14 protein-coding genes are annotated in these 15985 nt (G+C 42.7%); 4 read left to right on the plus strand and 10 right to left on the minus strand.

Annotation, left to right across the window (positions count from 1 at the left end; translation table 11 throughout):
• Positions 1 to 66: 66 nt before the first annotated feature.
• Entirely contained in the window at positions 67 to 2706 is a 2640-nt protein-coding gene (locus KIV41_RS04520; protein WP_045392132.1) for a bifunctional acetate--CoA ligase family protein/GNAT family N-acetyltransferase, read from the minus strand.
• A gap of 235 nt (positions 2707 to 2941) precedes the next feature.
• Between KIV41_RS04520 and KIV41_RS04525 the strand changes: the two genes are divergently transcribed.
• The 4 genes from KIV41_RS04525 to yciH all read left to right on the plus strand — a co-directional run bounded on the left by KIV41_RS04525 (position 2942) and on the right by yciH (position 5508).
• Positions 2942 to 3514, plus strand: coding sequence for an SPOR domain-containing protein (locus tag KIV41_RS04525; RefSeq protein WP_010451799.1), 573 nt, complete (start codon positions 2942 to 2944; stop codon positions 3512 to 3514).
• Positions 3515 to 3663: 149 nt separating this feature from the next.
• Complete coding sequence (locus KIV41_RS04530) at positions 3664 to 4662, plus strand: D-alanine--D-alanine ligase (RefSeq protein WP_010451797.1); 999 nt, start codon at positions 3664 to 3666, stop codon at positions 4660 to 4662.
• Positions 4663 to 4810: 148 nt separating this feature from the next.
• Entirely contained in the window at positions 4811 to 5194 is a 384-nt protein-coding gene (locus tag KIV41_RS04535) for a DUF3319 domain-containing protein (RefSeq protein WP_038883086.1), read from the plus strand.
• A gap of 2 nt (positions 5195 to 5196) precedes the next feature.
• Positions 5197 to 5508 carry a stress response translation initiation inhibitor YciH gene (gene yciH, locus KIV41_RS04540; RefSeq protein ID WP_285335779.1) on the plus strand — a complete coding sequence of 104 codons (312 nt, stop codon included), beginning with the start codon at positions 5197 to 5199 and terminating at the stop codon, positions 5506 to 5508.
• 30 nt (positions 5509 to 5538) lie between these two features.
• On the opposite strand, the gene KIV41_RS04545 is transcribed toward yciH, so the two are convergent.
• The 9 genes from KIV41_RS04545 to KIV41_RS04585 all read right to left on the minus strand — a co-directional run bounded on the left by KIV41_RS04545 (position 5539) and on the right by KIV41_RS04585 (position 15848).
• On the minus strand, positions 5539 to 6606 hold the full coding sequence (locus KIV41_RS04545; protein WP_088880163.1) for an acyltransferase: 1068 nt from the start codon (positions 6604 to 6606) through the stop codon (positions 5539 to 5541).
• Positions 6607 to 7062: 456 nt separating this feature from the next.
• Positions 7063 to 7521 (minus strand): MaoC family dehydratase, encoded by a 459-nt coding sequence (locus KIV41_RS04550; protein WP_252042735.1) that lies wholly within the window; start codon positions 7519 to 7521, stop codon positions 7063 to 7065.
• Positions 7522 to 8377: 856 nt separating this feature from the next.
• Positions 8378 to 8533, minus strand: coding sequence for a YoaH family protein (locus KIV41_RS04555; RefSeq protein ID WP_005427041.1), 156 nt, complete (start codon positions 8531 to 8533; stop codon positions 8378 to 8380).
• A gap of 43 nt (positions 8534 to 8576) precedes the next feature.
• Complete coding sequence (locus tag KIV41_RS04560) at positions 8577 to 9704, minus strand: conjugal transfer protein TraF (RefSeq protein WP_038883094.1); 1128 nt, start codon at positions 9702 to 9704, stop codon at positions 8577 to 8579.
• 59 nt (positions 9705 to 9763) lie between these two features.
• Complete coding sequence (locus KIV41_RS04565) at positions 9764 to 10642, minus strand: DUF2861 family protein (protein WP_252042733.1); 879 nt, start codon at positions 10640 to 10642, stop codon at positions 9764 to 9766.
• Between the two features lie 2 nt (positions 10643 to 10644).
• A complete protein-coding gene (vxrB, locus tag KIV41_RS04570; protein WP_010451776.1) occupies positions 10645 to 11307 on the minus strand; it encodes a response regulator transcription factor VxrB in 663 nt (220 codons plus the stop codon).
• Positions 11282 to 12730: a sensor histidine kinase VxrA gene (gene vxrA, locus KIV41_RS04575; RefSeq protein WP_071236343.1), complete on the minus strand. Its 1449-nt coding sequence runs from the start codon at positions 12728 to 12730 to the stop codon at positions 11282 to 11284. Before vxrA ends, vxrB begins: the two co-directional genes overlap by 26 nt.
• 154 nt (positions 12731 to 12884) lie before the next feature.
• A complete protein-coding gene (gene pntB, locus KIV41_RS04580) occupies positions 12885 to 14279 on the minus strand; it encodes a Re/Si-specific NAD(P)(+) transhydrogenase subunit beta (protein WP_010451772.1) in 1395 nt (464 codons plus the stop codon).
• A 12-nt stretch (positions 14280 to 14291) separates the two neighbouring features.
• Complete coding sequence (locus KIV41_RS04585; protein ID WP_252042731.1) at positions 14292 to 15848, minus strand: Re/Si-specific NAD(P)(+) transhydrogenase subunit alpha; 1557 nt, start codon at positions 15846 to 15848, stop codon at positions 14292 to 14294.
• Positions 15849 to 15985: the final 137 nt, after the last annotated feature.

A 15985-nucleotide genomic window follows, 5' to 3' on the forward strand; every position in this document is an offset into this window, starting at 1 on the left:
TATGAGTTAGTCTAAAGGGACAATTCGTTGTCCCTTTTTTATCGTGTTATGTTCTTGATACAGTCACTAATCGTTGCTGAGCGGCAACACCATATCAGCAGTGCCATCGGCAAATTGTACGTCTAACTCAAATCCTAGACTTTGAGCAAGAGATAACATACCTCTGTTAGTCGGCATCGTCATACCAGAAATTTGCTTGGTACCTTTCGCTTGGCAGTAACCAATGATTTTTTGCATCAGCACTTTACCTAACCCTTTGCCTTTTAAATCAGAGCGAACCAGAATCGCAAACTCTGCATCACTATTGTCTGGTGTAATCAGTGCACGAGATACACCAATAATTGAAGGTCCGTTATCATCGAAGGCGACAGCAACAAACGCCATCTCGCGGTCGTAGTCAATCTGTGTAAGGTTCGCGAGCGTCTCATGATTAAACTCACCGACGTCAGAGAAAAATCGGTTATAGAGATCTTCTTTAGAAACGCTATTTATGAACTGAGCGTGGGTAGGCTCATCTTCGGGTAAAATTGGGCGAAGTAGGATAGGTTGACCATCGCGAAGCGTGACAGTTTCAACAAACTCTGCGGGGAAAGGGCGAATTGCCAAACGCTCTTGCGCATCACCTTGGTACTTCTTAAGTGTAACATCGGCATCAATAATGGTTAAATCACTGCCTGATGCTAGTACTGGATGTATATCCAGCCTTTCAATTTCAGGTAACTCTACTGCCATTTGAGAAATTCGAACCAAAAACTTCGATAGTTCGGTTACATCGATTGCGTCTTTGTGTTTTTGCAGGCGTACCTTCCCAGATTTTAGCGCAATAACCACTAAATAGCGCGCTAAGTTCATGTTAAGAGGTGGCAACGCTGCTACGGCATCCTGAGTAATATTCCAATCAGAGCCACCTTGTCCAAGTAGAATGACAGGGCCAAATACCTTATCAACGACGATGCTCACTCGTAACTCTTCAGCGCTACCTAATTTCGCCATACCTTGAACTAATAGTCCTTGAAGGTTGGCAGAGGGATAGCTCAATTTTGCAGTGTCAAGAATGGCTTGTGCTGCGCTTGATACTTCTTGGCTATTGCGCAAGTTAAGTGCGACACCATGTACATCAGACTTATGAGGAATATCAGGTGAACGAAGTTTAACAGCGACGGGATAACCGATATTTTCGGCCATATGTACTGCTTCAGTTACTTCGGATGCAATCCAAGTAGGGAGGATATTAAAGCCAAATTCTTCAAACAGAGGGCTTGTTTGATGCGTATCTAGCGTGACTGTGTTTTTATCCAGTAGTTGTTCATCCACCCATTCACGCGCAGAACTTACACTACCGGAGTGCAAAGGCTCTGCTGTTGTCGGCGTTTCCATGAGCTGCTTTTGATTTCGCCTATATTCCACCAAGTGCATGTAAGCAACTACCGCACTTTCTGGCGTTCGATACGTTGGGATTCCAGCTTGAGTAAATGCTAAGCGGGCTTCTCTTGAGGTTTGTTCTCCAGACCAATTCGTTAGAATATTGAAATGCTTATGCCGTGGGTGATTTTGAATAGCTTCAATGACAGCATTTGCTGTTTCTAAAGAATCTGAGACAGCAGAGGGGCTGTGCATAATTAAGATTGCATCTGCGCAATCACCATTCATAAGCGAGTTGAGTGTATCAACATAGCGTTTTTTAGTGGCATCACCAGCCAGATCTATTGGGTTTGCTCCACGCCAATTACTCGGTAATACAGCTTTTAGCTGAGCGACAGACTCTTCATCAAGTGATGCTAGCTTGCCACCACGCTCTAATAATGTATCAACTGCCATTACTGCAGGGCCCCCGCCATTGGTTGCGATGGCAAGGCGCTCACCACGGAGTGGTACTGAGTGAGTAAGGGTTTCTACTGCAGCAAACAACTCATGAGTATTGCCAACACGCAGCATACCCGTTCTTCGAATAGCAGAGTCATAAATGATATCGAGAGAATCAATGCTACTAGCGCCAATAGGGCGGGCCTGGGAGGACTTACCCGCTTTTAGCACTAAGATACGTCGGTTACGGGAAGCCGCACGAGCAGCAGACATAAACCGGCGAGCGTCTTTAATTGAATCGACATAAAGGAGAATAGCTTCAGTTCTTCCATCCATACTCAAGTAATCAAGCAGTTCTGCAAAATCTATATCTTGACCTTGCCCAATCGAAATAAAGGAGGAAAACCCAATGTTCTTATCGTTTGCCCAATCGAGCACTGTGGTACAGACAGCCGCTGATTGAGAGATAAAAGCGATCTTACCAGGCTTTGCAGCTACGGGAGAAAAAGAGCAGTTAAAATTATGCCAAGGAAGGATGAGACCAAGGCTGTTCGGACCTAATACTCGGATATTTAACTGCGAAAAATCGATACTTTCGGCGTCATCTGAAATAACAATTGCAAACTCAGTTCCTCGTTCATCAAGCTCTTTTAGTAATTGGTTGTTTCGAGATACATTGGTACACAGAATCGCAATATCTGGCGTATAGGGCAGGGAAGCGACATTTGGATATGCAATCACCCCGGAAACGGATTTGTACTTTGGCGTGACAGGCATAATCGCGCCACCAAAGCCACTTTGCAGTAAGTTGCGCATTACTATTTGCCCCGCACGTAACTCTTTTTGAGATGCGCCAATGACTGCCACTGAGTTAGGTTTGAAGAGCTTTTGTAGTTTATTCATTGTCACTCCTGTGCCTATAGTTCCACGATAGTTGCTCATTCTTCATACAATCATAAACGAAGATTGCTTTCATTTAACAATGGCAACTCAGACAATGACGAAAAGATGAGCCATGCTTATACAGTTTGTGTCACTCATCACACCAAAATCACAGTTTATTGTGTTTGGTGCTTGATAAAATAGCCGGCTATCGGCATGATTTATCGTAATATTTATTCAGAGCGTTTGTTACTTCATGAAAAAAATCGCAATTATCAGTCTGTCAGTACTATTATCTGCTTGTGCATCTGAAACTTATCTCACAGATGTAACTAGTGAAAGCTACCGTGAAGACTATCAAACTCAGCCTGTTTCTAAGCCGGTAATGGCGCCAGAAAGCGGCATCGTAGAAACGAGTGTTGAAACAACCCAAGTTGTCAAAGTTCCGGTTGTTCAAGAAGAAAAGAAAGTGGTGAAGCTCACACCACAAAGCCAACAGAAACCCGTTAAAATCGTACCACCTAGCAAGCAGCAACAGGCTGTCCAACGCTTTGGATATACAATTCAGGTTGTAGCAGTGGGTAGCCAAGCTAAAGTTGACCGATTCGCGTCGAAGTTACCAAGTAACGAGCAGCCGATATGGGAAAACTATAAAGTAGTGAACGGTACAAAATGGTTCACGGTTCTATATGGCGATTACGCGACACAGCAAGAAGCTAAGTCGGCAATTTCAACTCTTCCTCTTGAGTTCAGACAGTTAAAGCCTTTCGTGAAAAGCATTGATTCTATCAAAAATTCGGCTTATCCAACGCTTAACAAGCTTAATTAATTGAATATGAGAAGGGAGCGTTTGCTCCCTTCTTTCTTTGGTTAAATCCTATTCGAACAGTATTCCTCACAGTAAAATTACTGTACGTAGCTACACAAAGGTTTATCATACTGAATAGTATCTTTTGTAGATCACGGAAAGATTGATTCATGATTAAAAATATCCTTTTACTATGCGGTGGCGGCTCTTCTGAGCATGAGATTTCATTACTGTCAGCAAATTTCGTTGAGCAGCAATTAAACCTTATTGATGATGTAAGCGTTACACGTGTAGAAATCAAAAACGAAGGTTGGGTGACGAACCAAGGTGAGTTGGTTTATTTAGACCTCAACACCAAAAAGCTGTGTTCTGAAGATCAAAACTTAGACATCGACTTCATTGTTCCTTGTATACACGGTTTTCCCGGCGAAACTGGTGACATCCAATCGATGTTTGAAATCGCAGGTATTCCTTACCTAGGCTGCGGCCCTGAAGCGAGCAGCAATAGCTTCAACAAAATTACTTCGAAGCTATGGTATGACGCAATTGGAATTGCTAACACACCCTATTTGTTCCTCACCCGTAATGATGAGCAGGCTCATACCCAGGCGCAGCAAGCGTTTGATAAATGGGGCAAAGTATTTGTCAAAGCCGCTCGACAAGGTTCTTCTGTTGGTTGTTACAGTGTCACAAAAGAAGATGATTTGTCCCAAGCTATCAATGATGCATTTGGCTACTCTGACCAAGTTTTGATTGAAAAAGCGGTGAAGCCACGTGAACTTGAAGTAGCGGCCTACGAGATAGATGGTAAATTACGCATCACAAAACCTGGGGAAGTAATAGCTCCAGATGGTGCATTCTATTCATACGATGAGAAATACAGTAGTACGAGTCACTCACTGACTGAAGTCGAAGCTAGTAATCTAACTGTCGAACAGGTTGAAATTATTCAACAAGCTTCAGAGACGGTCTTTAAGCAAATGAACTTACGCCATTTGTCACGTATTGATTTCTTCTTAACCGAAGAGGGTGAGATTTACTTAAATGAAGTAAATACTTTCCCAGGCATGACTCCAATCTCCATGTTCCCTAAAATGCTACAGAATAACGGCGATGAATTTCATCTATTTCTAGAATCTTGCATTAATCACGCAACTTTCGAAAAATAAGCCACTTTTGCAGTGAACTTTATATTTTAATTATGTGATTTTGGTGACTTTTTGCTTAGTTATTTAGAATAATGTGACTACAAAGTGTTTGCGATTCATTACATAGCATTTATGATTAAATTACCGCAAGAAAAGACGATTCAGTGATATGGCAATTTCAAATTATCGAGGCTTCAATCTTCAGTCCGGCGGACCTGATGGAAGTACATGGAAAGTTAAAATTAAAAATCACGTGCTACAAGGTAACCTAAGTGCTGTAAAGAAGAGCATAGACTGGTGGTGCGACACCGCGTCAATCATTGACCCAAAAGAGTTTGCTTCCCTTGGACAAAAACGAGGTGAAGGTGGTGCTAATCAAGTTGAGAATTTCAACGGTTACTCACTTAAAAATGACACTGGCGAACCAAATGCTTGGTATTGCATGTTTAATGGCAAGTTAATCAAGGGGTCAAAAACGGCCATACAAAGGCATATTGAAGCTTACTTAGTCGCGAAGCAAAAAGCACTGCAGGCACAGCAACAGAAGAAGTAACAATGACTTTAGTATACTCAACTGAAACCGGAAGAATCAAACAAGAGCCTGAGAAAACCGAACGTCCGAAGGGCGATGGTGTTGTGAGAATCCAGCGTCAAACTAAAGGCAGAAAAGGTAAGGGCGTGTGTATCATTACCGGCCTTGATTTGGAAGATACAGCACTAAAGCTACTAGCAGCAGAGCTGAAAAAGGTTTGTGGTTGTGGTGGCTCAGTTAAGGATGACAACATTGAGATTCAAGGCGACGCTAGAGATAAAATTAAAGCGCACCTTGAAAAGAAAGGCATGACAGTCAAACTTGCCGGCGGTTAAATACAAAGCCTTCTAGAAATAGAAGGCTTTTTAGTAACCAATAACTGCTTTTGAATAGTGGCTGTTCTTCAGTGCTCTTTTGAAGCAAACAGCGATCAACATGCTTAATGTCACTACCAAAATAAGCACTGTTAGAAATAGAACTATATCTGCCTGAAGCCCGTTTGCGTGTTGATACAAAGGAGTTCGCTTCATTACAGTTAATACCCAAGGGTGTATAAAAAATACACCAAAACTAATTTTTGCTAGAAATGATAGCCACCCAATTTTAAATGGGAAGGCTTCAAGCAGAAAATAAATCCCCACAACTAAACATACCTTTTGAAGATACATTGTATCGATGCCGTTGTAAGTGGTTAGCGGCTTAATGTAATTACCTTGATGGCCGATACTTGCATCGTATATAGCGAGAGCGATTGCTAACGATAGAAACAGAAGAGACTTAATTTTTGCATTAGAGGCGAGGGAAGTTCGGTACAAAGATACATACATGCCGATTAAATAATATGGTGTAAAGTAGATTAACATTTGCAAGGGGTTGGTATTTTCGTACGAGCGATGAACTAGCATCGACACAAGACTTAAAGTAAATATTATCAATAACTTGTACTTTCTACGCACGACGAGAAACCTATCATGCAATGGTGCCATTGAAAAAAGCATGACAACAAACGGTACATACCAATAGGCTGTAAGCATCCGTCCACTTAAGTAGTATTTACCAATTATAATAAGAGCGTGATCATCAGTATTGAAAATGGTTTTTCCTTCAAATAGCTCCTCACCAGAAAAGAATCCGGCTTTAGAGATGTATAAGAGAAAAATAGCTCCGGTTCCCAATAGCAGATACGGCAGCAAAACGTTTCGAAACTTACTACTCAGGAATTCAATGTATGGCGTTTTCTGTTTGAAGAACACATGGTGATACATGTAGCCAGATATAAATACAAATGCAGCAGTCGCACCATAGATTAGGTTCTGGAAGACTAGCCAAGGACCAGAGTTAACCGACATTCCATAAGGCATGCAGTGTACAGCGACGACCAATATAATAGCGATCGCACGAAAATTATCGATTGAAGATATATGGCGTGCCAATACAAGCCCTCCTAAAATCAATAAGTTTATCGGTTTAGGACACGTTGTGTATTAAGCCGGGTAAAAATCAGAAGCAACTCAGTCGATAACACTTAGAGGTAATAGGTCTTTTCTAATGATGTCTAGCCAAGGGCTGAGAGCGAGACTTGATTAATATAGATCTTAACAATCGTAGATTATTAAGATCTATATTAAGTATTTTATGGTAAATCGCCATTATGTTTAATGGCATTGCCAAAAAGCGCGGTATTTTAAAATCTGAGCGGGATAGGAGACCAAACTAGAAAAGATTTGGCGCACATGGACAGTTTATTTAACATAACACATATAATGCGCACTTTGTGACTTCTAGGTTTTAAGTATACCAAGATGTAAGTTATTGCCCGATTAAGCTAACACGCAGTTATAAGGTGCTTAACGTAACGCATTGTAAAATTCCATGCGTTACGTTTGCCACTAAGGCACGATCTGCATAGCTAACCATACAGCGGACAACGCTGGTTTTGTTTCACCTTCGATTTCAGCAACCACTTCTGTACTAAAGACATACTGTCCGGGCTTCCTTTCATCAACGGCTATCAACTTGGCATGCGCCCGAATACGACTATTCACTTTCACTGGATGAATAAAACGCACCTTATCGAACCCATAATTGAGACCAAGCCTAGCACCCTCCAAATGGTACCCAAAACTCTCTGCAAAATATGGAAGCATAGACAAAGATAATAAGCCATGCGCTATTGTAGATTTGAACATTGTAGCCCGTGCTTTAGCCGGATCCGTATGGATAAACAGATGATCTAAGGTACAATCTGCAAATTGATTAATTTGGTCCTGATTCACAACAAACCAATCTGTTGGCTCGATATCAACACCGATATACTTATCGATGTCATTCGTTGAGATTACTTTCATAGCTTCCTTTACGTCGAACTAGATTTTTCTATGCCGCCAAGTGTATCAAATAAGCTAACGTCAACTGGAATGACATCGAGTTGATACTCTAATCATTAAGCATATTACCCAGCGTTAGAACAGAGCTTGGAACTGTGACTAGGATCAAAGCTAAACCAACGATATATAACTCTCCTCGCCCAAATCTGGATTCGCTAGCATTCCTCAGTATCCTCTTTTACCCAAATAAGTCACAGCGTAACACGTAAGTAAAATCAAACGATGAAACTACATAAGCTGCCAATGTAAGCAAATGATCATTTATTGAAAATCTACCTGCACCAATTTCGCCTTAATCCAACTCGGCAAGACGAATTCGTCCGTTATTTTCGCATCTCAAAATCGGACCAGGCTTGAAAGCCAAATTTGATTGCAAGCACTTACTGCAGCCACTAACTCCTATTTGTCTACACTATTTGTCAGCTCATAAAGTGACGGCGTCTCTTTTAGATTTCTTCAGAACATTCTACTACTTAATTCGACAACGAAACTACACCCTGTAATTTAATTACAAGCCCGATAAATGCTTAGGTGTAAACTAGATACTTATTCCACCCTAAGTAATTGTATTTAAATAGATAACCGATAATGCCAAGCTTTAGGTAGTGTTTTTGCCTATCTATAATAGGTGACAGTTAATCGTTGTTGGTAAAATTTTACCTGCTTATTATAGTAGAGTTTTCTTCTCTACTTTGGGGTTATTAGTGTGACGTGGTAACGAAATTCTTGTTAGAAGAAAGGTGGTGAGTTGTCTGTTTTAGTTGTGTATATGACGGGCGTAAAAAAGCAGGGTCTGTGCCCTGCTCTTCGTAATTTCTTAGTCTTGTTTTTTTGCGGCGTATTCGGCTCGAATTTGTTCGGCAACGATCTTTATCGCTTCTGCGGTACTGGTACCCTTTTGCATTAGCTCTTGAATACGTTCTACTGCTTGTTGTTGTTCTTGATGGGACAGAGGTGGTAAATCGTCAAACATAAAAAAAGCTCCTCAATGTGAGGAGCTGACTATAACGATTCAGTTAGTAGGTCGCAAGGAAATTAATCGAAGCACCCATTGCATTTTCGTTGGTATATTGAGCCGCGATATCGAGTTCAATCAGATTGAGTGGTGATAATCCGATACCTGCGGTAATCGTGCCATCCTCACTTGAGCGAGCCATGTTTTTCTTATAGCCTCCGCGCAGTGCCATCTGTCTTAAAATGTCGACTTCAAAGCCAGCTCTTAGCATTTGGCTATTATCATCAAATGTTGAAAACTTTTTCTCTTCATTTAAGTCATAATCAACACTTACTGTGAAGTAGTCGGCGACGATACCTGCACCAATTGTATAGAGCGGACGCATGCTGTATTCGTACGAAGCGATTGGATCGCCATTCGGAGCTGTAAATGCTTTAGTCTTAATATCTCGACCCACTAAGTTTTTTGCAGCTAAACCTACGCGGAAAGGTCCATAAAACCAGAGAGCACCTGCATCCAAGTTGAAGATGGTGTCAGCCGTCTCATTTTCTCTTAAATCTTTTGTGTCAAACGCGGCAAAGCTACTTGCATAAGAGTATGTATAAATGCGTTGCAGTTTCGGCGTAAAACCAAAAGAAAGATGCTGATTCATGAATGTCGTGTACTTAGCAAGTGAAATACCTGCTTCAGCAACACCGATTGAAACACCACGCACATAACTGTTGTCGAGAGAACTAGCTGGTACCGAAGTGTCGACTTCAGGAGTAACAAAGGATTCAGTATATAGCTTGCCGTAAGCGGTCGCGGAAAGAAACTTGTTTGGAATACCAACCGCCACTACACCGCCTAAGTCGAAGTCTAATTTAGCGTTATCGATGTTATTTAGCGAGTTAACGATTTCAGTGTCGTCGGTGAGTTTGCTAATACGATCAATTTCGTCGATCAATCCATCCTGATCGTCATAACTAATACCAAAGCTTGGTACTATCATGCCGGCGTCATCGTTTCTACGATAGATTGCTGTGAGTGCTGGGTTAAAGAAAGGTGCGGTTAGGTAAGAGGCAGATACTGTGCCTACTCCACCCATCGCATCACTGCGAGCTTCGATTGCGTATGTCGCTGCATTGGTTGAAAAAGAAAGGCATGCGCTAGTGACGCTGAGTGCTAATAGTTTGTGTTGAATCTTCATATGGGACTAATTCATTTTGCGTTATGAACTTTGTATCGACCAATATGAAGATTCTTTAGCTATTCTTCTAGGGAAAGATCATAAGTGCGGCTAATAGTTTGAGCTTGCTCAACAATTATGTCCCCTTGCCAACGTCGGCTGTTAATACCAACTGCGAGCACGTACCGATCGTTAGGGACTCCTTCTAGCTCAAGAGAGTTAGGGTAATTGGATTCGTAACTCTTTTGCCAAACTTGTTCGTACTGACCATCTACATAATCATAGAGGCCAACATTGAGTTCAGGAAGTGGACAGTGTGGATTTCTCAAGGCACTTTTTTCGACTTTCCAATTCTCTTTTGATGTCCATCGTACATATTGTGAAGAATTGGAGTCACCCAAGACTATCCATGTTCTAAAAACTCGACCATCAATGGCAACGATAGATAGGTGATAAAGACCAGCTTCGATTTTTCCTGTTAGGTTGTAGCGTTTTAGGTAACGCTTTTCATTCGCAATCGTGTTGGTAACGACGTCTTCTTGGCTTAATGAAGCGTCGGCTGAGATAGACTCATCAACCCAACGTTCAAACATGATGTCATCTAGCTCAGTCACCGCCCTAAGTTTTATAACCAAGCGGTAAGTATCGCGTCCAGGGCTCTGAATGGTTTGGCGAATGATATTAACGCCACTAATCCATTCTGGTAACGTAACCGTAGATAGTGATTTGCCACAATCCTTAGTAAGAGATTGTGCTAACAGGTCATTTAAATGCGGGGTAATAGCCTTATTCGGTTCTGACTGCCAAAGTTCCACTAGAGAAAGAAACATATCTGGCAAGTTATCTTCCAATAGATGTTGGTGGGCTTGGCTTAAAGGCGTGTTAGACGAAAACCAGTCCATACCATGGACTGGTTTCATCAAAGTTGCCGCTAATAATATTGGCAGGACTAACTTCATCGTTACGCTTTCATTTTGTAGCCAACGCCACGCAACGTTTCAATTTCAAGACCAGGCAGTTTTTGGCGAAGCTGTAGCACGTGTGTGTCTACTGTACGAGTCGTTGGGAAATGGTTGTAACCCCAAACGTGGTCCAATAGCTCGTCACGCGTAAATACACGGCCTAGGTTTGAAGCTAGGAACAACAATAAATCAAACTCAGTACGGGTTAAGGTGATAAGTTCGCCTTTAAAAAGAACCTCACGTGTTGCACGATCGATTTCGAGCTCGTTTGTAATAACTTTGTCCGCACTGCCCTGTTCTGCTGAATCAGGAGCACGAAGCTGAGCTCTAATACGAGCAAACAGTTCTGCTTCAGCAAAAGGTTTTGTTAGGTAGTCGTTTGCACCTGAGTCCAGTCCTGCGACTTTGTCTTTCACAGTAACTAATGCGGTTAATAGAATAACCGGGACATCTTTAATTTTCTTCCACTCTGGCAGAGATTCTACTGAATCACCATCCGGTAGTTGGCGATCTAGAATCACTAAATCAGCCTTTTTCCATTGTGGTTCTACATCTGAAATACGCTCCACATGCAAACACTCATACCCTGCTTGTTCAAGGCTCACAAGTAGGCCATCAGCAAGGTTTTTATCATCTTCAACGAGAAGCAGAGTCTGTTTCACAAGGTATCTCCAGTATAAATGTTGTAGGTGGACCTATCAGAGACATTTTGCCTCCCATACGTCCCATCATAGATTCGACAATAGTTAATCCCAATCCTAGGCCACTCTTACTTACAAATGGTTTTCTTAAGTGAGCCCAGTCTTTAGATGAAAGTTTCCCTTCATCGATGACACGAATGACTAATTTTTGAGCACTGGTTTCAACATCAAGTCTTACCGGTGCTTCACCATATTTAATTGCGTTTCTCAACAAGTTATCGATACAAGTACCTAGCCAGTATACGTTAATTTTGGCCGAGATATCCTGGTTGATAACAAATTGAACGGATTCGTTAAATTCTTCTTCAATCTTAAACTCTAACCACTCTTGAACAGAAGGAACCCATTCTGTTGCAAGCGGTTGGTTGTCCGATTGCAAGTAATCTTTACTTGCTTCAGCTAACTGCCTTAAACGTCTTGTATCCTCACACAAACGACGAAACTCGTCGTATACACTTTCAGGAAGACGTTCAAACTCACGCCTAAACCCCTCTACTGTTAACGATAATGAGGCGATTGGAGTTCTAAGCTCATGAGTCAAAATCTGTAAAACAAGCATTCTGCTACGTAGCTCTTGTCGCTTGCTATTCCAGCGATAAACAGCCCAACCGATAACAAGAAATATGTTGGCAATCACCAGGATGATCATGCTGATCCGCAGCACTTGCGAATGATCTTCTACATCCCAACATATATTGCCGCGTTTAACGAAGCAGCTTTTGGTTTGACTCGCTAATTTAAAAGAGAGTCCTGCGTTGGCAACGTTTTCCTGCCAGACTGACTTGGGAAATACGAAGTAGTGATCTCCTCTTCTAAGCCAAAGCTCGTTTTGTTCGATAAACATGCTCGCACCTGCGATTAAAGCGTTTATCGCGTCATCGTTCATACTCTTTAGGCTTGCGAGTAATTCATCGCCTTGCACATTCTTGCGTTCTTTAATGTGCATGTATTGCGCAAGTTTATCTTGGAGCTCTGGATACTTATCAACATACCGAGCGGCATAACTACCGCCACCGGGATGGATAAGCCCACTTCTAGAAAACCATCTTGGAGTCAGTTGCGTACCTTTACAGATAGCTCTCGTAAACACCAAAGGTTCGGTGATTAAGGGGCTCAAAGGTAGCTTACCACGGCAAGTGTTCGCTAGTTGGTACAGCTGCTGTATATCCTTCAACGGGTAATCAGCAGTTTGAGGCAACATAGAATCCGGCGACAACAGCTTAGTCGGATAATTGGATTGCAAAACCCGTATATCGTACGATTTCTCGGCCGATTGGTAGTTAAACAACTCGGTAAAAGTGTCTATTCTTTCTGGCAGTGAGTCTGCCTTCACGATTGGTGCTGCTGCTAGTATTGCGACACTAAGTAATAAACGTTTAATCAAACTGTAACCGTTGTTCGTTCCATTGCTAGAAACTATACATCATCTAAATTAAAGTTGTCATCGATACAAGTAAAGGTTTTGCATTTCTATTACATTGAATGTACAAAAAAAAGACCAGCATACGCTGGTCTTTTCAATTAATGGCAATTCCAAATTACAAAGCTTTGAAGATTGCTTCGACACTTTCTTTTGCATCACCAAACAACATTGATGTGTTTTCTTTGAAGAATAGTGGGTTTTGAACGCCAGCATAACCAGTATTCATTGAACGCTTGAATACAATGACATTTTGCGCGTTCCAAACTTCTAATACAGGCATGCCCGCAATTGGACTGTTCGGATCGTCAAGCGCTGCTGGGTTTACAGTATCGTTCGCACCAATAACCAGAACCGTATCAGTCTCAGAGAAGTCATCGTTGATCTCGTCCATCTCTAGTACGATATCGTAAGGTACTTTTGCTTCTGCCAGTAGAACGTTCATGTGACCTGGCAGACGACCTGCTACAGGGTGAATACCAAAGCGCACTTCAATACCCTGATTACGTAGTGTTTCAGTAATTTCATGCACTGGGTACTGTGCCTGAGCTACTGCCATACCGTATCCCGGAGTGATGATCACTGATTTTGAGTTCTTCAGCATTTCAGCAACTTCTTCTGCTGATGTTTCGCGGTGCTCGCCCTGCTCTTCATCACTTGAGATCACAACTTCTTGACCAAAGCCGCCAGCGATAACGCTGATGAACGATCGGTTCATTGCTTTACACATGATGTACGAAAGGATCGCACCTGAAGAACCAACTAGTGCACCTGTTACGATCAATAGGTCGTTTGCTAGCATGAAACCTGCTGCTGCTGCTGCCCAACCTGAGTATGAGTTCAGCATTGAAACCACAACCGGCATATCTGCACCACCGATCGATGCTACTAAGTGGTAACCAAACGCGAATGCAATCAACGTCATTACGATCAATGCGAACATGCTGCCGTCTGCTTTTACGAAGTAAATCATAAGAAGCGTAGAAACGACGATCGCAGCAAGGTTCATTTTGTGTTTGTGAGGCAGGTTAAGTGGCGAAGAAGAGATCGTGCCACGTAGCTTACCAAACGCTACGACTGAACCAGTGAAGGTTACCGCACCGATGAACACGCCAAGGAATACTTCCACTAGGTGAATCACATGCTCAGCGTGCATACCAGCAAGGTCAGTTGAAACTGGCGCTGGTGGCTCTAGGTAGCTGTTGTAACCTACCAATACTGCTGCCATACCTACAAAGCTGTGTAGGATAGCAACCAGTTCCGGCATTTGAGTCATTTCTACTTTCTTAGCGTAGTGGATGCCGATGCTACCACCGATGACCATCGCGATGATGACCCAAACAAACCCTTCCGCATTTGGGCTGAAGATCGTCGCAATAAGCGCAATCGCCATACCCGCAATACCGTAGTAGTTACCGTTTCTTGCCGATTCTTGTTTAGAAAGTCCCGCGAGACTTAAGATGAAAAATAGCGCAGCAATGATATATGCCGCTTGTACTAATCCTGCAGACATTTGTCACTCCTATTATCTATCTTTGCGGAACATTTCAAGCATACGTTTGGTCACGGTAAAGCCACCAAAGATATTTATGCTTGCTATGAGTACAGCAATGAATGATAGGAAGGTAACAACACCATTACCCTGACCAATTTGTAGCAACGCACCTACTACAATGATACCTGAAATCGCGTTGGTAACAGACATAAGCGGAGTATGCAGTGCGTGTGTTACGTTCCAAACTACGTAGTAACCTACCACACACGCCAGTACGAATACGGTGAAGTGAGATAGGAACGCTGCCGGAGCAACAGAAGCAACCCATGCAAAGGCACCTAAACCCACAGCAAGCGCACCAAACTTCTTCACTGGTGACGTTGGCTCCTCAACTTTAGGTTGAGGTTTAACAGGTTCTTGCGGTTTAGCTTGTGGCTGTGCAGACACCTGAATTGGTGGCGCAGGCCATGTCACTTCGCCTTCTTTTACTACTGTTACGCCACGAAGCACGACGTCTTCGAAGTCGATATTGATGTTGCCATCTTTCTCTTTGCAAAGCAGTTTTAGAAGGTTTACAAGGTTGGTTGCATAAAGCTGAGAAGATTGTGTTGGCAGTCGACCTACCATATCGGTGTAACCAACGATTTTCACGCCGTTAGCCGTGGTGATTACTTGATCTTTTACCGTGTATTCACAGTTACCACCGTTTGCGGCAGCAAGGTCAACGATCACGCTACCCGCTTTCATGCTATCCACCATTTCTTTGGTGATAAGCGTTGGCGCAGGTTTACCAGGAATCAGTGCCGTTGTGATGATGATATCAACGTCTTTCGCTTGCTCAGCGTATAGCTCTGCCGCTTTTTTGTTGAATTCATCCGACATTTCTTTCGCGTAGCCGTCACCTGAACCTGAATCTTCTTTGAAGTCTACCGTTAGGAACTCTGCGCCCATCGATTCAACTTGCTCTTTTACTTCAGGACGAACGTCAAAAGAGCGAACGATAGCGCCAAGGCTACCAGCAGCGCCGATAGCAGCAAGACCTGCTACACCTGCACCTGCAACCAGTACTTTCGCTGGCGGTACTTTACCTGCTGCGGTAATTTGACCGGTGAAGAATCGACCGAATTCATGAGCGGCTTCAACCACTGCGCGGTAACCAGCAATGTTCGCCATAGAAGAAAGTGCGTCTAATGCTTGCGCACGAGAGATACGAGGAACCGCGTCCATTGCGAGAACGTTAATGTTCTTGCTAGAGAGCTGTTCCATTAACTCTGCATTTTGAGCAGGCCAAATAAAGCTGACTAGTGTCGCACCGTCTTGTAGTAATGCGATTTCATCAATGCCATTTTCTTCATCCACGATTGGCGCATTAACTTTAAGAATTAAGCCTGATGTCCATACTTCTTCACTAGAAACAATTTTCGCACCTGCTGCTTCATAAGCTGCATTGTCGAAACTGGCTAGCACCCCCGCTTGAGATTCGATTGCGACATCGAATCCCAATTTAATTAGCTGCTCAACCGACTTAGGCGATGCAGCTACCCGCGATTCACCCGCGAGTATTTCTCTAGGTACACCGATTTGCAAAACGCATACTCCTTGTATACATATCAATAATTAGTCCCAAAACAGAGCAATGCTCTACTCTAATTCTTTTTTATTTCTATCTGTTCACTACGCAAGAAAACGCAAACGAATGATGGTGTTTGGGGTCACCCATTTGC

It is taken from the genome of Vibrio sp. D401a (assembly GCF_030248515.1).
Taxonomy (GTDB): Bacteria; Pseudomonadota; Gammaproteobacteria; order Enterobacterales; family Vibrionaceae; genus Vibrio; species Vibrio rotiferianus.